The organism is Oceanicaulis sp., assembly GCF_965284345.1.
GTDB classification, from domain to species: domain Bacteria; phylum Pseudomonadota; class Alphaproteobacteria; order Caulobacterales; family Maricaulaceae; genus Oceanicaulis; species Oceanicaulis alexandrii_A.
Genome location: NZ_OZ260073.1, coordinates 1,287,111 through 1,308,549, shown reverse-complemented (window position 1 = coordinate 1,308,549; position 21,439 = coordinate 1,287,111). Strand labels below are relative to the sequence as shown.

Below are 21,439 nucleotides of genomic sequence, written 5' to 3'. Positions count from 1 at the left end.
AGAACACTGGTGTCGGGGGTTGAGGTAAGCTAGTCCTGACGCGTTCTTTTCCGCCGCCGCCGGGATGATACTTCGCCCATGATCCGCGCCGATCGCCTGATCAAACGCTTTGCCGGCCATCTGGCCGTGGACGAGGTGTCGTTTCAGGTCGAGCGCGGTGAAGTGGTTGCGTTTCTCGGCCCCAACGGCGCTGGCAAATCCACGACCATGCGCATGCTGGCGGGCTGTCTGGAGCCTGATTCCGGTCAGGCCTTGATCGCCGATTTCGACTGCCATCTCAATCGCCGCACCGCGCAGGCCCATCTGGGTTATCTGCCCGAAGGCGCCCCCGCCTATCCCTCCATGACCGCGCGCGGCTTTGTGCGCTTTGGGTTGCGGGCGCGCGGGTATTCGGGCGCAAACCTCGATGAAGCGACCCGAGTGGCGCTTGATCGGGCGCGGCTCGGAGACATGGCGGACAAACCCATTGGCGCTTTGTCCAAGGGCTATAAGCGCCGGGCCGCGCTGGCGGCGGCCATCGCCCATGATCCGCCGGTCCTCATTCTTGACGAACCCACCGATGGGCTCGACCCCAACCAGAAAGACGGCGTGCGCGCCCTGATTTCTGAAATGGCGCCCAAGAAAGCCATTCTGATCTCCACGCACCTGCTCGATGAAGTGGAAGCGATGTGTTCGCGCGCCGTGGTGATCGCCGACGGCCGCATCAAGATGGACGGAACGCCCGCCGAGGTCGCGCGCATGGCGGGCGGCAGTTTGGAAAGTGCTTTCCGCGTGCTTACCCGCCCCCTCGCAGACCCTGTGATCAGCGATGCTGCGGAGCCCCGCTCATGACGGGTTTGATCGCGATCTATCGGCGTGAAGTGGCGGCGTATTTCGAGACGCCGCTCGCCTATGTCTTCTTGTCGGTCTTCGCCTTCGCCGCGCCCGCCTTCGCCTGGCGCGTGGGGCGGTTGTTTGACACGGGCCGCGCCGATCTCAGCCCGCTTTTTGACTATATGCCCTGGCTGTTGCTTGTGTTGATGCCGGCGCTCGCCATGCGCGCCTGGGCGGAGGAGCGTGACCGCGGCACGCTGGAAGTGCTGCTGGCGAGCCCAATCGCGCTGTACGAGATGGTGCTGGGCAAGTTTCTCGCTGCGCTCAGCGTCGCCTCTCTGGCGTTGATCCTGACCTTCCCCATGTGGGGGGCGATGAACTATCTGGGCAACCCCGATAACGCCGCGATCGCCACCGCCTATCTGGGCGCGCTCTTGCTGGCCGGCGGGTATCTGGCGCTGGGGCAGGCTTTGTCCGCCTCCACCCCCAATCAGGTGATCGCTTTCGTTTTGGGGGCCGGAGCGTGCTTTCTCGTCACCGTGTCTGGCGCGCCCTTCGTGCTGGATGCGTTGTCCGCGCACCTGCCGGGGGCCGTGGCTGAGGCGCTGGCGGATCTGTCGGCGCTCGCCCGGTTTGAGAGCCTGCGCCGCGGCGTGATCAGCCTGGCCGACATCTTGTATTTTCTCTCCCTGATCGGCCTTGGGCTTGGCCTCGCTATGGCGCTGATTGATGCGCGCCGGGGAGGCGGGCGATGAACCGCACGCGCTTTCTCTGGGTCATGATTGTCAGCCTGATCCTGGGTTTTGCGGGGCTGAACATGGCCTCTCGCATTGTGCTCGACGGCGCCCGGATCGATTTGACCGAGCGCGGGCTCTACCAAGTGTCAGAGGGGACGCAAGACGTGCTCGATCGGCTCGATGAGCCGATGAGCCTTGATTTTTACTATTCGCGTGCGGACGCCGCGGGCTATCCCGAAGTGCGGGCCTATGGCGCGCGGGTGCGTGAGCTGTTGCGCACCCTGGCCGCGCGCTCGGGCGGATCCTTGCGCTTGGAAGAGATTGATCCCGCCCCGTTCTCACAGGATGAAGACGCCGCCATCGCCGCCGGTTTGCAGCCGGTTCCGGTTGAGGGCGGCGGGCAGATCTTTTTTGGTCTGGTGGGCCGCAACGCGGTGGATGACGCCCGCATCATCGCCTTTTTTGATCCTCAGGACGAAGCGCGGCTGGAATATGAGATCGTGCGCCTGATCGCCGAGCTGGAGCGTGCGCGCACGCCGCATCTGGCGATCATTTCAGACCTGCCCTTTGCGCCGGATCGTGAGGGTCGCAGCGGCAACCGCATCATCGACGAGCTGGGCGCGGCCTATGAGCTGAGCTGGCTTCAGCCTGATTTTGACGCCATTCCCGAGGACGCCGACGCTCTGTTGGTGATCCATCCGCCATTGATGAGCGAAACCCAGCTTTATCTGGTCGATCAGTTCATCCTGGCGCGCGGGCGAGCGCTGGTGGCGGTGGATCCCATGGCGCATCTGGCGCTCAAGCCGGGGCCGGACGGCTTGCCGCCGCTCAACGCTCAGCGGGCCAGCGATCTGGGTCGCCTGTTCGCCAGCTGGGGCGTGCTTTACGACCGTAACGCCGTGGCCATGGACGCGGAAACCGGCTTGCCGGTGCAGATCATCGAGGGCGGTCGCACGCGCATGCGCGCCTATCCGCTCTGGTTCTCGGTGCCGCCGTCGGGGCTGAACCAGACCTTGCCAAGCCTTGCGGGCTTGTCGCGCGCGGTCAATCTGGGCGCGCCGGGGGTCTTGGGCTTTGACGGCCAGTCCGGATTGAGCGCGACGCCGCTTCTGTCCACCAGCGGCCAGGCGGCGCGTCTGGATGTGGACATCGCCGCGTCCAGTCCGTCGCCAGAAGAGTTGATGCGCGGTTTTGAGGCGGATCCGGATGCGCCTCTGACTTTGGGCTTGCTGCTGGACGGGGTCTTGGCGACCGCTTTCCCGGACGGGCCGCCCGCCGAAGACGGCGCGCCGCTCAACCGCGCCCATCTTGATGACAGCACGGGGCCGGGCGAAGTGATCGTGCTGGCGGATGTGGACCTGTTTGATCCCGCCTTCTTCCTGCGCGCAGATCCGGTGCAGGGCGAACAGGTGGTGGCGGACAATCTGGCATTGGTGCTCAATCTGGTGGACCGGTTGGCGGGGGATCGCGCGCTGGTCTCGCTGCGGTCCCGGTCAAGCTCGAACCGCCCCATGACGCGGGTGGACGACCTGCGCACCCGGGCCGAGGCGCGCTATCTGACCTTGCAGGACACGCTTCAAGCCGAGCTGAGCGAGGCGGAAGGACGGCTGGATGAGCTGACCCGTCTGGGTCGGGCCTCGGCGTTGGGCGGCGCGGGCAGCGCGGACGCCGCTGAAGCAGACGCTCTGCGCCTGCAAATCCTGGACGCCCGCGAACGCTTGCGTGAGATCGAGCGTGGGTTCCGCGTGGAGATTGATGCGCTGGAGAACCGGCTCTTGCTGTGGACCTTGTGGATGCCGCCGCTGGTCGTGCTTGTGTTCGGCGTCATCGCGGCGCTCGTGCGCAGGAGGCGTCGCGCATGAGCCGTCATACCCCGCATACTCGCCGCGGCGTTCAGGGCCTGATCGCGCTGGCGCTGGCGCTGGCCTTGCTGGGTCTGGGCGGGGTGGTGGTCTGGCGTGACGCCCGTATTGGACAGACACCGGAGGTCTCTGGCCCGGTCGTTGAGGGCTGGCCTGCGCAAGCGAGCGCAGCGGCGCGCATCCGGATTGAAACCGCAGGCGACACTTTCGTGATGGAACAGCGCGGCGCGAGCTGGGTGATGGCGAGCCGGGGCGACTATCCCGTCCGCGCCGAACGCATCGCCGAGCTTGACGCCATGCTGCAAGGCTTGAGTTTCACCGAAGCCATGACCCGCGATGCAGACAAGTTTGACCGTCTGGGGCTGGGTGATCCTCAGGTGGGCGGCGCTGGCGTGCGGATTTCCGTCTTTGACGCTGAAGGCGATCTGATCGCCGATCTGATCACCGGGCGTTTGCGCGGCGAGGGCGGCGTTTACGTGCGGCGACCCGGCGGCGTACGCGCCTATGCGGCGTCCGGCCCGGTGATTGACCCGGCGCTGTTGGGCGATCCGGGGCGCTGGATGGGGCTTGAGTTCTGGAATCATGAAGCCTCAGCGATTGCGCGCGCCGAGATCCAGCCTGAGTTCGGCCCGAGCTGGCGGGTGATGCGGGCCGGTGAAGCGCAGCGTTATTACGAGCTGCGCGAGCCGTCAGGCTGGCGTCTGGTGACCGCTGGCGCCGCCAATGGCGTGGCGAGCGCCGGCGCGCAATTGCGCTTCCGTGATGTGAAACCCGATCAGGAATTGGTGGGGGCCTATGTCTCCCGCCACGCCGCGGTGACGTTTTCGGGTCTCGCCTATGAAATGCTGTTCTTCGCCGAGAATGACGAGCGCTGGGTGACCATCGAGCTGGCTGCCCTCGCGGATGACGCTGGTCCGCGCGCCGATCATTTCAACGCGCAGGTCGAGGGCTGGGCGTTTCTGGTCAGCGAAGACGCTTATGAACGCCTGACCCGCGGCCTTGATCAGGTGGCGGAACCCACGAATTAACCCCTATTAACTTTTGACCGCTCCGGGCCTGCGCCACACTGACCGCAGGACAATCGTTCGGGAGGCGTTGATGGGGTTCAAGTACAGTCTTTTGGGGGTCGCCTTATGCGTGCTCAGCGCGGGCGCTCAGGCGCAGGATAGCGTCTCTGATCGTCAGATCGAAGCGCTAGAGCGTCTTGAACCTCTGGCCGGCGACTGGGTGGTCACAGGGCAGGTTATGGGCCCGGATGGCATGCAGCCGCTGGAGCCGGGCGAAGCCCAAACCCGGTTCGTGTTCAATAATCGCGGCCTTGAGGACAACGCCCATATTGATCTGGGCGGCGAGGGCGCCACCCATCTGCGCACCCTGTTCAGCTATGACCCCTATCGCGAGCTTTATCGGCTCAGCGTCATAGACGACGCTTACGGGCTATTGGACATCTATGAAGGCGATTTTGATGGTGAGGGGCGGCTGGTCGCCACCAATCTGCGTTCCGACACGTCCTACCCCATTGAGGGCGGGCAGCTACACTTCAAGCTGGTCTATGATTTCACCCATGCAGACGGGCATGAGTTCGACATTTATTTGAGTACGGATCGCGGCGAGAGCTGGACGCTCTATTTTGACCAGAACTACGCTCCCGCCGATTAATCTGACGAGACGTCAGGGCAGCCGTGCGGCGGTGAGGATGCGGCCGCCGGGGCCGTCCTGAACCAGCACCACGGCGTCCAGATCGTCCGCGGGTTCGGGCAGGCCATATGCCGCGTCTCCGCCGGTCCAGTCCGCCAGCTTTTCAACCGAACGCACCATGTTGAAATGGGTCATGCGCAGGCCGGCGTTGCGGCCGCTTTCGATCTGACGCTCTTCAACGCCCGGCGTGTATTGCACCAGCCAGATTTCAGCAGGTGTCGCGCGCTCGCCTTCAAGGGACAGGTTGTGTGCGCCGTCTTCGCTTTCGCTGATGCGGGCGATGGGCAGGGATGCGCTGTCTTCCAGCGCCGCGGTGATGCGCGCAGGGTCAAAGCGAAGCTGTTCGGGCGCGCCATTGATGACGAAATGCGGAGTGTAGACCCGCATGGCCTCACCGGCGTCCACATAGGCTTTCTGACGGTCGATGAATTCTGGCATGGCGAACTGGTCGGCCCAGCCATAGGCGTCCCAGTAATTCACCCCCCAGGCCAGGGCGATCACGTCTTCGCGCGCGCCATAATCCGCCAGCAGCTGGTTGGCGGCGGGGCAGAGCGGACAGCCTTGCGAGGTGAAGAGCTCCACCACGATCACCGCCTCCGGCGCGGCGCGCACAGACGCGTCCGCCGCCGGTTGAGGCGGGGTGGAATGGGCCTGAAACAGAAGGGCCAGAACGGAGAACCAGGTCAGCATAATTGCTTACTACCCCATATCCCGCTCAGGTGATAATCACAGGGCCGTTATGGCCCGTTTCAGGAGTCCTGCTTTTCAGCTTCGCCATCACCATCCTCGTCGGCCGCCTTGGCGTATTTCAGCGTCATGGGCACATTGGCCAGAACGAAGAGGAAGAAGAGCGGGAAGGTGCCGAAGAAGCGGAAATTGACCCAGAAGCCTTCGGTCAGCTCAAGCCCCGCAAACCAGCGCATGGTTTCAGGCACGCCTGCGTCCACGATATGCCGCCACATCACCTCGTTCAGAAGCGCGAGGAAGGCGAAGAACAGCGCCCAGCGAATGCCCAGCATGACCCAGGCATGCTCGGGCATGGAATAGATCGATCCGAACAGGCGCTTCCAGACGTTAAAGCCGAGCGCGAAGCTGAACAGGATGGCGAAGCAGAAGATCAGATTGATGATGGTGGGCTTGATGAAGATGAAGATCGGGTCTTGCAGATAGATCGTCATGCCGCCGAACAGGGTGACGATGACGAAGGTCACCGCCAGCATGGGCGGGAAGCGCTTTTGCGTGATCAGTGCGTAGACCACGGCGGCCGCTGTCGCGAGCATGAAAATGCCCGTCGCCCAATAGATCGCCTGATCCTCGGATAGGCGCTTGGCCACATTATAGGTGATCATGAAGACCGCAGCGGGCCCCACATCCACCAAAAGCTTGGAGCCTTGGCCGATGGTCTTGCTGGAGGAGGTGTCGGGCGTGGCGTCTGACATGAAAATCTGTGTCCGCAATGGCGAGGGTGAGCTTCTCTTACTGCCCTAATACGACGGTGAGCGAAACCCGGATCGATTATCCCAGCTGAATGGCGGCCAATCCCAAAGCCAGAACGCCGGCCAGTATGATGCGTCGCCGCCCCAGCGGCTCTTTCAAGATCACCGCCGCCACGATGGCCCCGAACACCACAGACGTCTCGCGCAGGGCCGCCATGGGGGCGACCGGGGCGTTGGCGTAGGCGTACAGCGCGAGGCCGTATGTGGTGATGTTGAAAAAGGACGCGAAAAATCCACGTCGCAGCTCGGCGCGCGCGACGCCTAACACTTGATCGCCGCGCCGCACCCAGGCGGTCAGGCCCAGCGACAGGGCGCTGAGCACAAAGAACCAGGCGGCGTAGATGAGCGCGGACCCTGCCGCGCGCACGCCCGAGGCGTCATTCACCGTATAGCTCGCCGTCATCACTGCGGCTGACAGCGCAAAACCCAGGGCCGCCGCCTTGGGCGCGCCGCCTTTTTCCGGCCAGGCAAAGGCGATGATCGCGGCGGAGGCGACCGACAGCCCCAATATCGCTAGCGGGCTCAAGGGCTCGCCCAGAATGAAAAACGCGAACAGGCCAGCGATGGCGGGTGCGGCGCCGCGCATGACCGGATAGACCAGATTCATCGATCCGCGCTGGAAGGCGGCGATCATCAGCATGTTGAACGCCCAGATGAGGCCTGCGCCCAATAGCAGGAAGCGCCAGACCTCCCAGCTTGGGATCGGGAAGAAAACCAGGACCGGGCTGAGCCAGAGGGCGGAAAACACCATCGACACCGCCCGGAAGGTGAGCGTGTCCTTGGCCTGCTTGGTGAACAGCGCCATGCCGGCATGGGCCATGGCCGAGACCAGAGCCGCGAGTGCGGCGAGGGGCGGGATCGTCTCCATCACCCATCGCTCATACTCAAATCAGTCCGCAGCGTCCTCTATGGCGTGCATATCCTCATCGGACAGGCCGAAATGATGACCGATTTCATGGACCAGGACATGAGAGATGATCTCGGACAAGGTCACATTCCCCCGCTCGCACCATTCCAGCAGGATCGGCAGGCGGTACAGAAAGACGTAGTCGGGCCCGCCCGCAGGATCGAGCACGGATTTCTGGGTCAGATCGACCCCGTGATAGAGCCCGGTCAGCTCATACGGGCTCTCCATCGAGAAGTGCTTGAGGGTGGCCGCGTCGGCAAAGTCCGGCGTCTGGATCACCACATTGCCGCATAAAGCGCGAAACTGGTCGGGCAAGCCGTACCAGGCGCTCTGGGCGATCTCAAGAAACAGGCTTTCATCGGGCGCGGTGAGGCGGGAGAGATCGGCAGGTTTGAACATGGATGTCAAATAGGAGGGCGGGCGGCGGGCCGCCAGTGGCTGCAGGGCTTGTCATCGGAACATAAGTTGAACAAAATGCGCTTATGGCTGTTTCAGACCCCATCCCCACCGCCCGCGCCAGCAATCCCGCGATCGACGACGCGCGCCTTCTGATGCGCGGCACGGCGCGTTTGCTGCTGGATCTGGGCATCACCGCCATCGCCGAGTTTACTCTGCCGTGTGGGCGCCGCGCGGACCTCGCCGGGCTTGGCCCCAAGGGCGAGATGGTGATCGTCGAGGTGAAATCCGGCGTGCAGGATTTCCGCACCGATGAGAAATGGCCTGATTATTTCGCCTGGTGCGACCGGTTCTATTTCGCGGTGTCTGACCGCTTCCCTGCCGAGATGCTGCCCGAACAAACCGGCCTGATCATTGCGGACGGATTTGGCGGCGCGGTGGTGCGTGAAAGCCCGACCGCCAAGCTCGCCCCCGCTCGGCGCAAGGCGCTGACCTTGAAATTCGCGCGCAATGCGGCTGAGCGTGCGCTGCGCGCGATTTGAGCCAGCCTCTCGAGAATAATCGCTCTTTCGCCAGCCCTCGCGCTAGACGCTACTGACTTCCCTTTTTACGATAGCGATGGGGAAAGATGCCGCGAGGGGTCGCGTCATCGCTGTGAGGGGGGAGGCGATGCGCGCTTTCGTACGCTATTTCAATATCGTGGTTTTGGTTGCAGTGCTGGTCATCGGCGGACTGGCGGCGACGGGGCTTTTGTCGCTGCCGTCTTCAGACAGCGGATCGGCAGACGCGTCGTCACCGAGCGCGTCTGTCGGCGAGGTTGAGTTTGCGCCCGCCCCGGACTTTCTCGCCCCCATCGAACCTGAACCCTATGACCGCATCGCTCTGGGCAATGCGCCAGGGGGTGTTTTCGCACGTCTGATCGACCAGCAGACAGATCTGCGCGGCGATACCCCTGTGCGGTATGTGCGGACAGTCATGGATGTGGCCACCCGACAGGCGGCGGAGGCGCTTTCGACCCGGCTGATTGAGTACTTTCCCGACTATCAGAGCGTCGTGCTGCACGAGGTGAGCGTCATCCGCGATGGCGTGCGGGAGGATCGTCGCCCGGATTTGTTCATTGACCGGATCCAGGCTGAAGATCAGCTCAATCAAGGTGTCGTCACCGGACTGGAGCGCGCTCTGGTGCGCATACCGAACATGCAGGCTGGCGATACGCTGGATATGAGCTGGTCGGTCGTGGGCGGGCATCCCAGCATGCAAGGCCGCGTGAGCGAGTTCGTCAGCGCCCAGTACTCTGTGGATAGCCCGAAGGCGCGCATCCGGGTGTTGGCGCCGCAAGGCGCACGGTTTCAGGTGCTGGGCGACGGGCCCGAACCCCAGACCGTTCAAGGGGACGGGTATCAGAGCTTTATCCTGCCCGAACAGTCTGTGACCGCGACGGCTGGCTTTGATCGTTATAACCGGTTCCAGCATACGGCGGGCTGGTTGATCAGCGAGTTTGAGGACTGGAGGGTCGTCAAGCGTTGGGGCGAGGCGCTTTATGATGCAGGGCGGCCCTCAGCGCCGGTCCGCGAGGTGGCGGATCGTATCCGGAGCTCCACCGATGATCCCGAGCTGCAACTGGTGCGCGCGATCCAGTTTGTCCAAGACCATGTGAGCTATTTCGCGATCTCACTGGGCGAGCAGGGATATACGCCTGCCAGTCCGGAGCAGACGCTGCGGACGCGCTCGGGCGATTGCAAGGCGAAGTCCCTGTTGCTGGTTCAGTTGCTCAAGGCGCTGGGGGTCGAGGCGCATGCAGCGTTCGTCAACAGCGTGGATGGGCGTGATCTGGATGAGCTGGTCGCCACCCCGCAGGCGTTTGATCATGTCATCGTACGCGTGACCTGGCAAGGACGCGTTTATTGGGTGGACCCGACGCTCAGCCTGCAACGCGGCATGATGCAATCGCGCGCCCAACCTGATTACGATTTCGCGCTGGTTCTGGACGAAAGCGACGAAGGCTTGGCCGAAATGCCTGCCCGTGTGGCGGGCGAGCCCTGGACCGATATAGTTCAGCGCTTCTACCTGCCCCAAGGACCGGGCGACGAGCTGGTGATTGATGCGCAGATTGAATATCGCGGGGATTTGGCAAGCCTTGTCAGGGCCGCCTTCGAGAGCGGTTCGGAATCCGATCGGGAGGAATTCTTTCTACAATCCTATCAGAGATTTGAAGGAATTCAGATCAGTCATATGAGCTATTATGACAATGAGCAGGACAACTCGATCCGGGTCAGTATGGAGCTCAGCGCCGAGAGGTTTTTCGGCAAGGCGGATTCAAGCGGGACTCACGCCCGGGTCCTCAGAACGGACGCGCTGATGCCGGTCGGCCAATTTCTGATGGAACTTGAAAGGGACGCAGCCTTGCCGTTTCCGATGACGATGAGCCATTCGGTCGAAGTCCATTTGCCCGGACCTTCCCATGTCTGGTCGTTCGCCGATGAAGACACCGGGGTCGACAATGAGGCGTTCCAGGCCAGTCGTTCTGTCCGATATGCAGACAATGTGCTGACGCTGGATTGGCGGCAGAGCTTCAAGACCAGATGGGTGGTGGTGACGCCAGAGTTGATGGAGGATGCGGGGGTGATCCCCTCCCTGATCTCCTATGAACTTTATACAGACATGTCCTGGATCTAGGACGAGCGCGCCAGAGGCAGGGACGCGATGATTTTTGACCTTCTCAGCCTGGCGGGCCTGAGTGCGTTGGCCGCTGTGCTGGCAGGGCTGGCGGCGCGCCAGCTCTGGCGTTTGAGACATGGCGGAAGCGCATCAGAAGACGCCAGCCTGACAGCGCCGCCTTTGCCGTCTTACAGACCTCTCACGCCCGCAGCCTTTGTCAGCTCCAACGACCAGGGCGCGTTCGGGGAAGCTCTGACCAGTGTAATGATGGCGGCGAAGGGTTGGCGTCCGATCAATGGAAAACCCGGAACCGGCCCGCAAGGCGTGGATGGCGTCTTCGTGCGCATGGGAGAGGAAGGCTTTCATGCCTGCCTGATCGAAACCAAGACCAATAGCAGCGCATACGCCGCCCGGCAGATGTCGAACGCCAAGCTGAGCGATGATCTGACCCAGCTGTACCTGACCTGCGGCGATCCAGATATGGGCGCTGTTTATGCACATCTTTACAAAGCCTTGAATGCGGGAGACGCGTCTGTCGTCAAACAGCTCTGGCGGCATCATCTGGCGCGCGGGGTGACGGAGACAATGGCGCTCGGAGCGGACGGGAGTCCCGGCGGCCCTGTCACGCTGGCTCCCAGTCAGATCTGGATGCAGGCGCTTGCTGCAAGCGTGTCTGAACTGGATCGCGGTCGGCGCTATTGGTCTGGAACGTACCCGGCCTGAGCCGTGATCTGAGAGACAATGTGTGAAAACGCCTCAAGCCTCGGTCCCATCCGCGCCTCCACGGCGTCGCGGACCTGTGCGGAGGCTTGATCCGGTGTTCCCGCGTTCATTGGCGGAGCAGGATCATATTCCAGGCTTAACTGGATCGCGCCGGCATGGTCTTCGCCGGCGATCTCACGCACCAGGCTCAGCGCGAAATCAATGCCCGCCGTCACGCCGCCGCCCGTGATGACGCGGCCGTCATGCACCACGCGGTCCTTCACAGGGATCGCGCCAAAGGCTTTGAGATGATCGTGATAGCGCCAGTGAGTCGTCGCGCGCACGCCTTTCAGAAGTCCGGCCGCGCCCAGAATAAAGGCGCCGGTGCAGACCGAAGTGACGTATCGCGCCTGCGCGGCCTGGCGACGGACAAAGTCCAGCATGGCGGCGTCCTGCATCACCGCATCCACGCCATATCCGCCCGGAATGCACAGCAAATCCAGAGCGGGGGCGGTTTCGAGCGTGTGATTGGGCAGGATGAACGGGCCGCAATCGGTGCGCACCGGCCCCTCGGATTTGGCGATCAGGGCGATCTCGACGTCTGGCAGACGGTTCAAGACCTGCAAGGGCCCGGTGAAGTCGAGCTGGGTCAGATCGTCAAACAGTAAAAACCCGACGGTCAGACCCATGATCGACCTCCATTGCCGCTCGCTTCGCTCTAGCGCGGCGCGCGTTTGGCGAGGATACGCTGCAAGGTGCGGCGGTGCATGTTCAGCCGCCGTGCGGTTTCGGACACATTGTGATTGCACAGCTCGAAGACGCGCTGGATATGCTCCCAGCGGACACGGTCTGCGCTCATGGGATTTTCCGGCGGCTCGGGCTTGGCGTCGGGCTGGGCGAGCAGCGCTTTCATCACGTCATCGGCGTCGGCGGGCTTGGCGAGATAATCCACCGCGCCCGATTTCACCGCCGCGACGGCTGTGGCGATATTGCCGTAGCCGGTCAGCATGATGACGCGGCAATCCTCGCGGGTTTCGTGCAGCGCCCGCACCACGTCCAGACCGTCACCGTCGTCCAGGCGCAAATCCACCACAGCAAAGGCTGGCGGGTTGTTGCGGGCGATGCTCATCGCCTCCGCCACCGTGCCGACGGCGTCGATGACGTCAAAACCGCGGCTCGACATCGCCCGCGCCATCCTGTTGCGCAGGGGCTCGTCATCATCGACCAGCAGCAAGGTCTTGTCTTCGGGCAGGTCCAGTTCAGTGTGTTCGGTCACGGCCGAGGGGCTCCTTTAACCGGGTCGAGAAAGCAGGCCTATGATTTAGCCCCATTCGCCCCCTGTCTGCAAAGGGCGCAATGAAATCAGAGCAGCTTTTACGGATCAGATTTAGGGTGATAAATCGGAGGCGCCGACATCGCTCATCGGTTCGGCCTCCAGCGCAGCGCGCGGCAGGGTCAGCGACACGCGCGCGCCGCCTTCAGCGGCGTTGGTCAGGTCGACCGTGCCGCCAATGCGTTCGATCAAGGTGACGGCGATAAAGACCCCCAGCCCCAGACCGCCATAGCCGGGCTGGCTGCGCCGTGTGGTCACATAAGGTTCGCCCAGCTTGGCCAGGATGTCCGGCGGAAAGCCCGGCCCGTCGTCCTGAACGACGATATTGAGCTCGGTCTCGCTCCAGGCGCCGATGATCTGGACTTCGGTCTGGGCGAAATCCACGGCGTTTTCGATGAAATTGCCCAATCCGTATAACAGCTCTGTCTGGCGCTTGAGCACGGGGGCGTCGGGGTGGTCCGGCGTCGGCGCGAGCTTCACCACCACATGGGCGTCCAGGCCCTTGAGCGGGGCGGCGGCCTCATCCATCAGTTCACGCAGACCGATGCGTTCATGCATCTTGTCAGCGGTCGTGTGAGACGATTGCGAGAGGCGCTGCAAGATCTCCCGGCACCGTTGCGCCTGGGAGATGATCAGGTCGGCATCCTCACGAGACAGATCATCCTGAGCGGCTCGCAGCATCTCTTTTGCGGTGAGTTGGATGGTGGCGAGCGGGGTGCCCAGCTCATGCGCGGCGGCGGCGGCGAGCGCGCCCAGGGCTGACAAGCGTTGTTCACGGGCCAGAACGCTTTGCGTGGCGGCGAGGGCGGCGCCCATGCGCTGGGCTTCAAATCCGACGCGCCAGGCGTAAACGGCTGTGAAGGCGATGGCGATCGCCAGCGCCACCCAGATCCCTGCGCGGTAGGTGGAGGGCAGCACCACGGCCTCGGCGTCCGACCAGGGCAGGGGCAAATGCCAGATGCTCAGCGAGATCGAGCCGACGATGGCGATAGCGGCCAGCGTCAGCCACCAGCGACCGGGCAAAGCCGCGACGGCGATGACCACCGGGCCCACCAGCATGACCGAAAACGGATTGGTCAGCCCGCCGGTCAGCGCCAGCAAGACCATCAGCTGGATCATGTCATAGGCCAGTTGCAGGAAGGCTTCCCAATCCTTGGCGAAGCGCTGGGTCGGCATGGCCAGCGATAGCCAGGCGTTCACCCAGGCGCTGGCCGCGATCACGCCCAGACACGCGCCCAAAGGCAAATCAAATCCCAGACCATAGAACACCACGATGACGGCCATGGTCTGGCCCGTCACCGCCAGCCAGCGCAACAGGATTAAGGTCCGCAACCGCACGCGGCCAAACACCGGGGTCAGGTTCGGGTCTGCGTCCAGCTCTGACCAGTCAGGTTCACTATTGGTGTCGCGCACGGTGTTGTTCTTTCCCAGATCGTCAACCAAGCAGCTGATCCATGCCCGCCCAAGCCGTCAACGGGACGTTCTGACGCGCTGCGGTGCGGTCGTGTGATCAAAGGCGGTTTAATCGCCAGTGTGGGCTGAAACAGATCATCACTTATGCTGCACCGCCATAGCCAAGGCTCGCATCTGACACAAGAATGTCGTAGATCAAGGGGATGGTTCGCGCTGCGCCAGCGCACAGCCACATACAGGATTCTTCATGGACTTGAAAAATCGACCGATCTGGCTTTTCCCCGTGATCGCCGCCGTGCTGGCGGGACTGGCCGCGATTCTGCTTTTGACGCTTTCAGGCCAGAACCCGGCGCGATCCGGGTCGCCGAACGCCGCGCCGGTGCGCATGTCCGGAGAGGCGGATATCGGCGGTGCGTTCACGCTGGTCGACCAGACAGGACAGACCGTGACCGATGCTGACTTCGCCGGTCGTCCGATGCTGATATATTTTGGCTTCACCTATTGCCCGGATATCTGTCCGACTTCGCTTCAGGTCATGGCGGCGGCGCTGGATCGTTTGCCAGAGGCGCAACGGGCGCAGTTTCAGCCGCTTCTGATCACTGTGGATCCCGAACGCGACACGCCTGAAGCGCTCGCCTCCTATGTGGATTCGCCCGCCTTTCCCGAAGGTTTGACGGGGTTGACCGGCAGCGAAGAGCAGATCCGGGACGCGGCGCGCGCCTACCGCGTTTACTATCGCCGTGTGGAGGATGACGGCACACTGGCGGAGTACACCATGGACCATTCCTCGCTCATCTACTTGATGGGTCGCGAGGGAGAATTTGTTGAAGTCTTTCCACATCAAGCGACGCCCGATCAAATCGCGTCACGACTTCAACAGTTTTTAGACAATAACCCGGCATAATTGCGATGAGCTGACAACGCTGCGGGCTCCACCGAGCTCAGGCGTGGAGGATAATGGCTATGCTTTACTCTTTTCTGGAAATGAGCCGGGCGGCTTTGATGCCCTGGCGCGCCGCCGCCAATATGACCCGGCAATCGCTGCGCTCGCCGCTCCACCCGGCCTTTGACACCCTGGCAGGCCGGACCACGGCCGCCGCCGCGGACCTGTTTGAAAGCCTGACCCGGTATTACGGCAAGCCCGAATGGGAGCTGAGCCCAATCGAAGTCAATGGCCAGCCTGTGGACGTCGTCACTGACACCGTCTGGAGCAAGCCTTTCTGTTCGCTGCTTCATTTCAAACGCGACCGGGCAGCGCTGGCGAAAGCGCGCGGCGTGAAGGTGACAGAACTGAAAGACCGCTCCGTTCTGATCGTGGCGCCCATGTCGGGCCATCACGCGACCTTGTTGCGCGGCACGGTCGAGGCCTTCCTGCCCGATCACGAAGTGTACATCACCGACTGGACGGACGCGCGCAGGGTGGCGGTGAGCGACGGGCGCTTCGATCTGGGCGATTACGTGCTCTATGTACGCGAGATGATCACCGCGCTGGGCGACAATCCCCATGTGGTGGCGGTCTGCCAGCCCGGCCCGCCGACTTTGGCGGCGATTGCGCTGATGGCTGAGGATGACGATCCGACGCGTCCCTCCTCGATGACCTTCATGGGCTCGCCCATTGATGCGCGCAAATCCCCTACCGTGCCCAATAAGCTGGCTGAAGAGCGTCCGTATGAATGGTTCCGGGATAACCTGATCCAGACCGTGCCGGCGGTGTATCCAGGCGCCATGCGCCGTGTGTATCCGGGCTTCTTGCAGTTGACCGGCTTCATCAACATGAATTTCGAGCGCCATGTGGACGCCCATTGGGACTTTTTCCAGCACATGGTGGAGGGTGATGGCGACAGCGCCGACCGGCACCGTCAGTTCTATGACGAATACCTGTCGGTGATGGACCTGACCGAGGAGTTCTATCTTCAGACCATCCACGACGTCTTCCAGGCGCATACGCTGGCGCGGGGCGAGATGCGTGTGGGCGAGCGTCTGGTGCGGCCTGAAACGATCACCGATGTGGCGCTTCTGACGGTCGAGGGCGAGAACGATGACATCTCCGGCATCGGCCAGACCCAGGCTGCGCACACCTTGTGTTCGAACCTGCCGGAAGCGCTGCGTCTGGACCATGTCCAGCCCGGCGTTGGCCATTACGGCGTCTTCAACGGTCGCCGGTTCCGTGAAGAGATCGCGCCGAAAATGAAAGCTTTCATGGCCGAGCACGACAAAGGGGCGTAACGCCCCTTTGTGCGCCTGAGGCTATTTTGGATCCGGCGCGTCGCCGCCTTCATGGGTGATGCGCAATCCTAGCGTCTGGGCGTCCGGCGCTGGATAGGCCGCGAAGGCCGCTGCGGAAACGGGAGTTTCGGGCGTCATCTCAAGGGTCAAAACACCGCCCGAATTGATGAAGCGGTCAAGCGCAGGGCCGGCCTGATCCACAAGGCCAGCGGGCAGCTGCGCCCCTGCAAACGCCAGTCCCATCCGTGACATCGCGCCAAGCTGAACGCGGGCCTGTTGCTCGCTGACGCCGGAGCGTTGGGCGATCTGGGTCGTGATGCGCTCCATCAGGGACTCATCAGTCAGCTGAAGCCTGAATTGATGGATCATCAACGGCGCCATCAGCCGGGCGGGATCAGGCGCTGCGCCTGGCTTCTCACCTGTCAGATCGGCCGCTTGCTCAGCATAGGCCGCAAGACCTGAGAGCTCCTGCTCAAAGCTCAGGCTGAGGCCGTCCACCAGGCGAATGATGTTTTCGCCCTCGGTCCAGGCGCGGTCTGTCTGCGGGTCGTACCGGCTTTCACCTGACGCGCTGAGCTCAAGCTGATCATAACCCAGCATGTCAAAGCTGCGGTCGATGTCAGCGCTTTGCGGATGACCGGGCGCGGGGCTCAGCATCAGTGAGGGCAGATCGAGGTGTGAGGACAGCACGCCGCTTCCCAGAGTCTCCACGCGGGCGGACAGTTCGGGCAGGGCGATCGCGACCCCGCCCACCGAGATCAGCAGATCAGTGAGGGCCAGCGTCTCATACGGGGCCTGACCCGGCGACATCAGACCGGCGCCCAGCGGCGAGCCTTCGCCAAGACCGTCCAGTTTCACGCCCGAGACGTCCAGCTCGCCCAGCCGCAGGGACATGGGGCCGCCTTGTTCGTCATGGCCATCCATGGCCAGCGCGCTCAGCTGACCCGATTGCAGGGTTTCGCCCTCTTCAAAGCCTTCAAGCACCAGCGTTTCAAGGTTCAGGGTCAGCGAGTTGGAGGGCGTGTCCTCAACTTGCATCGCCAGCGCCGCCAGTTCGAGCCGGGCGAAGCCAAAACCGGATCGATCCTCATCCAGGCTTTCGAGGCTGTCTTCGCCGCGGAGCAGGTCTGCAACCTTGCGCGCCAGGGCTTCGGACGGGTCGATCAAGCTCAGAACGTCTGCGCTCAACGCGCCCTCGGGCGCCTCGATCACGGCGTTCTGCAGTTCCAGCGCAGTGAAGAAGGGGTGATCGTTCACGCGTTGCGGGCCAGTCAGGGTCAGCTCACTGGCGGTCAGACGCCCATCTTCCAGCGTCATGGCGAAGTCTGTGAAGACATAGGCGCCGCGTTCAAACCGGCGCTCGGCCCAGTTGGCGCGGCCTTGCTCTTCCAGGCCGAAATCAGCCAATGCGGACTGGGCTTGCGCTTCGCTGACCGGGCGCGAACGGGTGTCGGAGCGGTCGCCAGACCCGGTCTCGGGACCGCAGGCCGCAAGTCCCAGTCCCAAAGCGAGCACAAAAGCGAGCGGGGCGCGGCGGGTCGATACGGCCATGATGCATCCTTTGGCGAAGCGTCGGTTTAGCGAGCCTATCGCAAGATCTGTCGTAAACCCAGACAGGGCGAAGCGACAGTTTCATGGAAGAGTGGGGGAATTACTGAGCGCCGCCCAGACGGCCCAACAGATCCGCGATGGGGTCGTCGTCTTCTGCGGGCGTTTCTTCCGCCTCCACAGGCTCTGGCGTCGGCTCGGCCTCATGCGTCGGCAAGGTTTGGGCAGGCGGGCTGAGCAGGTTGGCGATGGGGTCATCGCTGCGCGGCGCATCCGCCAGCACGGCGTCCAGCCCGCGCGGCGGCACGGGCGCGGCGCTTATGAAGGCGGCGAAGACCCGAGCGGGACCGGCGCCGCCCACGGCGTCCGTCGTAGCGGAATAATCGTCATTGCCCATCCAGACAACGGCGGTCAGTCCATCCATCCAGCCTGCGAACCAGGCGTCGCGATTGTCGTTTGTGGTGCCGGTCTTGCCGCGCACGAGACGCCCGTCTACGCGGGCGCTGCGGGCGGTGCCATAGCTGACGGCGGCGTCAAACAGCTGATCCATCTGGCGCAAAATACGATCCGCCAGCACGCGCTCGCCCTGGCGCGGCTCATGTTCGAACAGCATGTCGCCGTCAGCGGTGCGCACCGACAATATCGCATAGGCGTCGGCGCTGCGGCCGCCATTCATGAACGGCAAATAGGCCTGACCCAGCTCCAGCGGGGTGACTTCATACGCGCCCAGAGACAGGGCGTGGGTGTTCTCAAGCGGGCTGTGGATGCCCATGCGGCGCGCGGTGCGCATCACCCAGCCCCGACCCGTGGCTTCAGCCACCTGTACGGCGATGGCGTTGGATGAGCGGGCGAAAGCGCGTTCGAGGCTCATCTCGCCTTCATAGCGGTCGCCATAGTTTTGCGGCGCCCAGTCGCCATAGGCGATGGGCGCATCGACAAAAATGTCTTCGGGGCTGAGCCCGCCTTCAAAGGCGGCGGCGTAGACGAAGGGTTTGAAGGCGGAGCCGGGTTGGCGCCGGGCGTTCACGGCGCGATTGAACGGCGCTTGCGCGTAATCATGCCCGCCCACCATGGCGCGCACCCCGCCCTGGCTGTCGAGCGCGATCAGCGCGCCTTCGCTGGCGCCGCGGGCCCAGTCAGGGTTCTCAAGCCCTTGCGTCAACGCGGTTTCAGCGGCGCGCTGGGCGTCCACATCCAGCGTGGTGCGCACGATCAGATCGCCTTGATGGCCGGGCGCCAGCTCACGCACCTGGGTCATCACCCAGTCGGCGAACCAGCCCGCGCCGGGGCTGGAGCTGCCGCGCGACACCCGGATCGGGGTGGAGGCGGCGTCGATGCGTTCGCTCTGGCTGATCCGGCCTGTGGCGTACATCAGGTCCAGAACCACCGTGGCGCGCACCGACGCACGACGGGAGTCATTGGTCGGGGCGTACCGGGACGGCGCTTTCAGAAGCCCGGCCAATAAGGCGGCCTCGCCAATGCTCAGATCGTCGGCGGGCTTGCTGAAATAGCGTCTGGACGCAGCCTCCGCCCCCCAGGCGCCGGCGCCGAAATAGACGCGGTTGAGATAGAGGGCGAGGATTTCGTCCTTGGTGAAACGATGCTCCAGCCAGAACGCCAGCAGCACTTCCTGCGCCTTGCGCTCATAAGTGCGCTCAGAGCTGAGAAACAGGTTTTTGGCCAGCTGCTGGGTGATGGTGGAGCCGCCCTGCACCACGCGGCCAGCGCGGATATTGGCCATCAGAGCGCGCCCCGTGCCGATCAGGTCTATACCGAAATGGCTGTAGAAGCGCCGGTCCTCGACCGCCAGCACTGCATCGGCGAGGTTTTGGGGCAAGGCGTCGGCGGTGATCACTGCGCTGGTGGACTGGCCCCGGCGCGCAATGGTGCGCCCGTCGCGATCCAGCAGCACGGTTTCGCCCGAGTGCGGCGCAGGTTCGATGGCGCTGAGATCAGGCAGGGTGCGCGCCAAGTGTACAATCACGCCAGTCGTCAGCAATCCGCCGGCGATCACCATTAGGGTGAGCACGCGCAACCAGACCGGCATGCGGCCTTTGCGGGATCCGGCGGAGCGGTGTGTGCGAGCCATGACAGCGTCCAACGTTGAGACCTGCTCTTCATGCCCGATCCGGCGTTAAGGCTGCGTGAACTATAAAAGCGCGTGGCCTGGGTTGCGTCAGGGCGTCAGCCGGGGGAAGCTCTGTCGACCCGGATCAAGCCGGGGTGGAGGGGATCTGACATGTCTATTCGCCGTCTTGTGAGCCTGAGCGCGTCGCTGGCCGTTCTGCTGGCCGTTTCGGGCTGCGCCATGATCCCCGAGGGCGATTCCGTGTGCCCGGACCAGGGCCCCAATTCGGGCAGCTGGCCCTATTGCGCGCCATCAGAGCCCGGCGGACCGGGCCCGGTTGATGACCCGATCGACCCCACCGGGCGTGGCGTGCGCGGCTAGACTGGCGTCACGAAAACATCACTCTCAATCTGTGCGGCGCGGATTAAAGTCCGCCTCCTGTGTTTCGCATGGCGAGGGGATGACCATGAACCGTATTGCAGCTCTTGTGCTGGCGCCGCTGCTGGCGAGCGCCTGTTCCCAATCGGATGCGCCGCAGGCTGGTGACGCATCGGAGGCCGTATCAGGCGCCGCGACGCCGCTCTGGAGCACGCTGGACGGCCAGCCGCCGCTCGTGATCGCCCATCGCGGCGCGTCGGGCTTGCGCCCTGAACACAGCCAGGCGGCCTATCAGCTGGCGCTCGAGCAGGGCGCGGATGTGATCGAACCCGATCTGGCCATGTCGGCGGACGGCGTGCTGATCGTGCGCCATGACCCGTATCTGTCGCACTCCACCGACATCGCCAACCGGCCCGAATTCGCCGACCGCCGCAGTGTGATCATGGGGCGCGAGGATTGGTGGGTTCCGACCTTCACCGCGTCCGAGCTGCGCACCCTGACGGCCAGCCAGACCATGGAGGATCGCGACCAGTCCTATAACGGACAATTCCCGGTGATGACCTTTGAGGATTTTCTGGGTTTTGTGGCCGCCGAGGAAGAGCGCTGCGCCTGTGAAATCGCGATTGAACCGGAAGTGAAGCTGCCTGCGGAATTCACGGCGATGGGTCTCGATCCGCTTCCGGCCTTGCTGGCGGCGCTTGAAGCGCATGATCTCAACCGTGCGGATGCGCCGGTGGTCATCCAGTCCTTTGACGCCCCGTTCCTGCAGCGCCTGGACGCAGTGTCAGAGCTTCCGCTCGCCATGCTCTATGCGGGGCCGGATGCGGAGGGCGCCAATGCGGGCGGGTTAAGCCTTGAGGAGATCGCCCAGTTCGCGGACGGCATTGGCGCTTACAAATCCCTGCTGCTTACGCCAGAGGGCGACAGCACCGGCTTTGTCGAGCAGGCTCACGCTCTGGGGCTGGAGGTGCATGTCTGGACGGTGCGAGATGATCGCGACCCGCTGACCGGCGAGACTGTGCAGGACGAGCTGCGCGCGCTCTATGCGGTCGGCGTGGACGGGGTCTTCACCGACTTCCCCGCAACGGCGGTCACGGTGCGTGACCAGATGGCGAGCGAATAAGCCCCGGCCCGTCAGGGCCGCAAGCGCAAAGTGCGCCCGCAGCGTCAGCGAGGACCGGATAAAAACGACGCCTGTCAGGGC

General features: G+C 63.6%; 21 protein-coding genes. 12 read left to right on the top strand and 9 right to left on the bottom strand.

Going from position 1 to position 21,439, the window contains the following annotated elements:
- The first annotated feature begins 78 nt into the window (after positions 1 to 78).
- The 5 genes from ACQ66J_RS06495 to ACQ66J_RS06475 all read left to right on the top strand — a co-directional run bounded on the left by ACQ66J_RS06495 (position 79) and on the right by ACQ66J_RS06475 (position 5,071).
- Positions 79 to 831, top strand: a complete 753-nt coding sequence (locus ACQ66J_RS06495; protein WP_430430969.1) for an ABC transporter ATP-binding protein — start codon at positions 79 to 81, stop codon at positions 829 to 831.
- Positions 828 to 1,568, top strand: a complete 741-nt coding sequence (locus ACQ66J_RS06490; protein ID WP_375547912.1) for an ABC transporter permease — start codon at positions 828 to 830, stop codon at positions 1,566 to 1,568. Before ACQ66J_RS06495 ends, ACQ66J_RS06490 begins: the two co-directional genes overlap by 4 nt.
- Entirely contained in the window at positions 1,565 to 3,412 is a 1,848-nt protein-coding gene (locus ACQ66J_RS06485) for a Gldg family protein (RefSeq protein WP_430430968.1), read from the top strand. Before ACQ66J_RS06490 ends, ACQ66J_RS06485 begins: the two co-directional genes overlap by 4 nt.
- Positions 3,409 to 4,440, top strand: coding sequence for a DUF4340 domain-containing protein (locus tag ACQ66J_RS06480; RefSeq protein ID WP_430430967.1), 1,032 nt, complete (start codon positions 3,409 to 3,411; stop codon positions 4,438 to 4,440). Before ACQ66J_RS06485 ends, ACQ66J_RS06480 begins: the two co-directional genes overlap by 4 nt.
- Positions 4,441 to 4,510: 70 nt before the next feature.
- Positions 4,511 to 5,071 (top strand): DUF1579 family protein, encoded by a 561-nt coding sequence (locus ACQ66J_RS06475; protein ID WP_430430966.1) that lies wholly within the window; start codon positions 4,511 to 4,513, stop codon positions 5,069 to 5,071.
- A 12-nt stretch (positions 5,072 to 5,083) separates the two neighbouring features.
- Here the strand turns inward: ACQ66J_RS06475 and ACQ66J_RS06470 are convergent, their stop codons facing one another.
- The 4 genes from ACQ66J_RS06470 to ACQ66J_RS06455 form a co-directional block, all read right to left on the bottom strand.
- A complete protein-coding gene (locus ACQ66J_RS06470; RefSeq protein WP_430430965.1) occupies positions 5,084 to 5,800 on the bottom strand; it encodes a DUF1223 domain-containing protein in 717 nt (238 codons plus the stop codon).
- Between the two features lie 59 nt (positions 5,801 to 5,859).
- Complete coding sequence (locus ACQ66J_RS06465; protein WP_430430964.1) at positions 5,860 to 6,549, bottom strand: inner membrane-spanning protein YciB; 690 nt, start codon at positions 6,547 to 6,549, stop codon at positions 5,860 to 5,862.
- 76 nt (positions 6,550 to 6,625) lie between these two features.
- Positions 6,626 to 7,474: an EamA family transporter gene (locus ACQ66J_RS06460; protein ID WP_430432237.1), complete on the bottom strand. Its 849-nt coding sequence runs from the start codon at positions 7,472 to 7,474 to the stop codon at positions 6,626 to 6,628.
- 21 nt (positions 7,475 to 7,495) lie between these two features.
- Positions 7,496 to 7,912: a metallopeptidase family protein gene (locus ACQ66J_RS06455; protein WP_430430963.1), complete on the bottom strand. Its 417-nt coding sequence runs from the start codon at positions 7,910 to 7,912 to the stop codon at positions 7,496 to 7,498.
- 83 nt (positions 7,913 to 7,995) lie between these two features.
- On the opposite strand from ACQ66J_RS06455, the gene mmcB reads away from it, so the two are divergent.
- From mmcB to ACQ66J_RS06440, 3 genes are all read left to right on the top strand, one after another.
- The gene (gene mmcB / locus ACQ66J_RS06450) at positions 7,996 to 8,451 is read left to right on the top strand and encodes a DNA repair putative endonuclease MmcB (protein WP_430430962.1); all 456 of its coding nucleotides are present in this window, start codon (positions 7,996 to 7,998) and stop codon (positions 8,449 to 8,451) included.
- A 127-nt stretch (positions 8,452 to 8,578) separates the two neighbouring features.
- Complete coding sequence (locus ACQ66J_RS06445; protein WP_430430961.1) at positions 8,579 to 10,585, top strand: DUF3857 domain-containing protein; 2,007 nt, start codon at positions 8,579 to 8,581, stop codon at positions 10,583 to 10,585.
- A 27-nt stretch (positions 10,586 to 10,612) separates the two neighbouring features.
- Entirely contained in the window at positions 10,613 to 11,290 is a 678-nt protein-coding gene (locus ACQ66J_RS06440; protein ID WP_430430960.1) for a hypothetical protein, read from the top strand.
- Here ACQ66J_RS06440 and ACQ66J_RS06435 read toward each other — a convergent pair.
- From ACQ66J_RS06435 to ACQ66J_RS06425, 3 genes are all read right to left on the bottom strand, one after another.
- Positions 11,263 to 11,958, bottom strand: a complete 696-nt coding sequence (locus tag ACQ66J_RS06435) for a DJ-1/PfpI family protein (protein WP_430430959.1) — start codon at positions 11,956 to 11,958, stop codon at positions 11,263 to 11,265. The genes ACQ66J_RS06440 and ACQ66J_RS06435 overlap by 28 nt on opposite strands.
- A gap of 29 nt (positions 11,959 to 11,987) precedes the next feature.
- Positions 11,988 to 12,545: an ActR/PrrA/RegA family redox response regulator transcription factor gene (locus ACQ66J_RS06430; RefSeq protein ID WP_375547923.1), complete on the bottom strand. Its 558-nt coding sequence runs from the start codon at positions 12,543 to 12,545 to the stop codon at positions 11,988 to 11,990.
- A gap of 111 nt (positions 12,546 to 12,656) precedes the next feature.
- Positions 12,657 to 14,045: an ActS/PrrB/RegB family redox-sensitive histidine kinase gene (locus ACQ66J_RS06425; protein ID WP_430430958.1), complete on the bottom strand. Its 1,389-nt coding sequence runs from the start codon at positions 14,043 to 14,045 to the stop codon at positions 12,657 to 12,659.
- A 217-nt stretch (positions 14,046 to 14,262) separates the two neighbouring features.
- Between ACQ66J_RS06425 and ACQ66J_RS06420 the strand changes: the two genes are divergently transcribed.
- Both ACQ66J_RS06420 and ACQ66J_RS06415 read left to right on the top strand, forming a co-directional pair.
- On the top strand, positions 14,263 to 14,919 hold the full coding sequence (locus ACQ66J_RS06420; RefSeq protein WP_375547925.1) for an SCO family protein: 657 nt from the start codon (positions 14,263 to 14,265) through the stop codon (positions 14,917 to 14,919).
- Between the two features lie 59 nt (positions 14,920 to 14,978).
- Complete coding sequence (locus tag ACQ66J_RS06415; protein WP_375547926.1) at positions 14,979 to 16,241, top strand: polyhydroxyalkanoate depolymerase; 1,263 nt, start codon at positions 14,979 to 14,981, stop codon at positions 16,239 to 16,241.
- A 21-nt stretch (positions 16,242 to 16,262) separates the two neighbouring features.
- Here the strand turns inward: ACQ66J_RS06415 and ACQ66J_RS06410 are convergent, their stop codons facing one another.
- A complete protein-coding gene (locus ACQ66J_RS06410) occupies positions 16,263 to 17,792 on the bottom strand; it encodes a hypothetical protein (protein ID WP_430430957.1) in 1,530 nt (509 codons plus the stop codon).
- Positions 17,793 to 17,892: 100 nt separating this feature from the next.
- On the bottom strand, positions 17,893 to 19,878 hold the full coding sequence (locus ACQ66J_RS06405) for a transglycosylase domain-containing protein (protein ID WP_430430956.1): 1,986 nt from the start codon (positions 19,876 to 19,878) through the stop codon (positions 17,893 to 17,895).
- Between the two features lie 150 nt (positions 19,879 to 20,028).
- Here ACQ66J_RS06405 and ACQ66J_RS06400 point away from each other — a divergent pair, with 150 nt between their 5' ends.
- Together ACQ66J_RS06400 and ACQ66J_RS06395 are read left to right on the top strand one after the other, a co-directional pair.
- Positions 20,029 to 20,238, top strand: a complete 210-nt coding sequence (locus ACQ66J_RS06400; RefSeq protein WP_375547929.1) for a hypothetical protein — start codon at positions 20,029 to 20,031, stop codon at positions 20,236 to 20,238.
- Between the two features lie 85 nt (positions 20,239 to 20,323).
- Positions 20,324 to 21,358, top strand: coding sequence for a glycerophosphodiester phosphodiesterase family protein (locus ACQ66J_RS06395; RefSeq protein ID WP_430430955.1), 1,035 nt, complete (start codon positions 20,324 to 20,326; stop codon positions 21,356 to 21,358).
- Positions 21,359 to 21,439: the final 81 nt, after the last annotated feature.

Excerpts from the sequence above, each read along its gene's own strand:
- ACQ66J_RS06495 (WP_430430969.1), top strand. The coding sequence starts at position 79 with ATGATCCGCGCCGATCGCCTGATCAAACGCTTTGCCGGCCATCTGGCC.
- ACQ66J_RS06490 (WP_375547912.1), top strand. The coding sequence starts at position 828 with ATGACGGGTTTGATCGCGATCTATCGGCGTGAAGTGGCGGCGTATTTC.
- ACQ66J_RS06485 (WP_430430968.1), top strand. The coding sequence starts at position 1,565 with ATGAACCGCACGCGCTTTCTCTGGGTCATGATTGTCAGCCTGATCCTG.
- ACQ66J_RS06480 (WP_430430967.1), top strand. The coding sequence starts at position 3,409 with ATGAGCCGTCATACCCCGCATACTCGCCGCGGCGTTCAGGGCCTGATC.
- ACQ66J_RS06475 (WP_430430966.1), top strand. The coding sequence starts at position 4,511 with ATGGGGTTCAAGTACAGTCTTTTGGGGGTCGCCTTATGCGTGCTCAGC.
- ACQ66J_RS06470 (WP_430430965.1), bottom strand. The coding sequence starts at position 5,800 with ATGCTGACCTGGTTCTCCGTTCTGGCCCTTCTGTTTCAGGCCCATTCC.
- ACQ66J_RS06465 (WP_430430964.1), bottom strand. The coding sequence starts at position 6,549 with ATGTCAGACGCCACGCCCGACACCTCCTCCAGCAAGACCATCGGCCAA.
- ACQ66J_RS06460 (WP_430432237.1), bottom strand. The coding sequence starts at position 7,474 with ATGGAGACGATCCCGCCCCTCGCCGCACTCGCGGCTCTGGTCTCGGCC.
- ACQ66J_RS06455 (WP_430430963.1), bottom strand. The coding sequence starts at position 7,912 with ATGTTCAAACCTGCCGATCTCTCCCGCCTCACCGCGCCCGATGAAAGC.
- mmcB (WP_430430962.1), top strand. The coding sequence starts at position 7,996 with ATGGCTGTTTCAGACCCCATCCCCACCGCCCGCGCCAGCAATCCCGCG.
- ACQ66J_RS06445 (WP_430430961.1), top strand. The coding sequence starts at position 8,579 with ATGCGCGCTTTCGTACGCTATTTCAATATCGTGGTTTTGGTTGCAGTG.
- ACQ66J_RS06440 (WP_430430960.1), top strand. The coding sequence starts at position 10,613 with ATGATTTTTGACCTTCTCAGCCTGGCGGGCCTGAGTGCGTTGGCCGCT.
- ACQ66J_RS06435 (WP_430430959.1), bottom strand. The coding sequence starts at position 11,958 with ATGGGTCTGACCGTCGGGTTTTTACTGTTTGACGATCTGACCCAGCTC.
- ACQ66J_RS06420 (WP_375547925.1), top strand. The coding sequence starts at position 14,263 with ATGGACTTGAAAAATCGACCGATCTGGCTTTTCCCCGTGATCGCCGCC.
- ACQ66J_RS06415 (WP_375547926.1), top strand. The coding sequence starts at position 14,979 with ATGCTTTACTCTTTTCTGGAAATGAGCCGGGCGGCTTTGATGCCCTGG.
- ACQ66J_RS06410 (WP_430430957.1), bottom strand. The coding sequence starts at position 17,792 with ATGGCCGTATCGACCCGCCGCGCCCCGCTCGCTTTTGTGCTCGCTTTG.
- ACQ66J_RS06405 (WP_430430956.1), bottom strand. The coding sequence starts at position 19,878 with ATGGCTCGCACACACCGCTCCGCCGGATCCCGCAAAGGCCGCATGCCG.
- ACQ66J_RS06400 (WP_375547929.1), top strand. The coding sequence starts at position 20,029 with ATGTCTATTCGCCGTCTTGTGAGCCTGAGCGCGTCGCTGGCCGTTCTG.
- ACQ66J_RS06395 (WP_430430955.1), top strand. The coding sequence starts at position 20,324 with ATGAACCGTATTGCAGCTCTTGTGCTGGCGCCGCTGCTGGCGAGCGCC.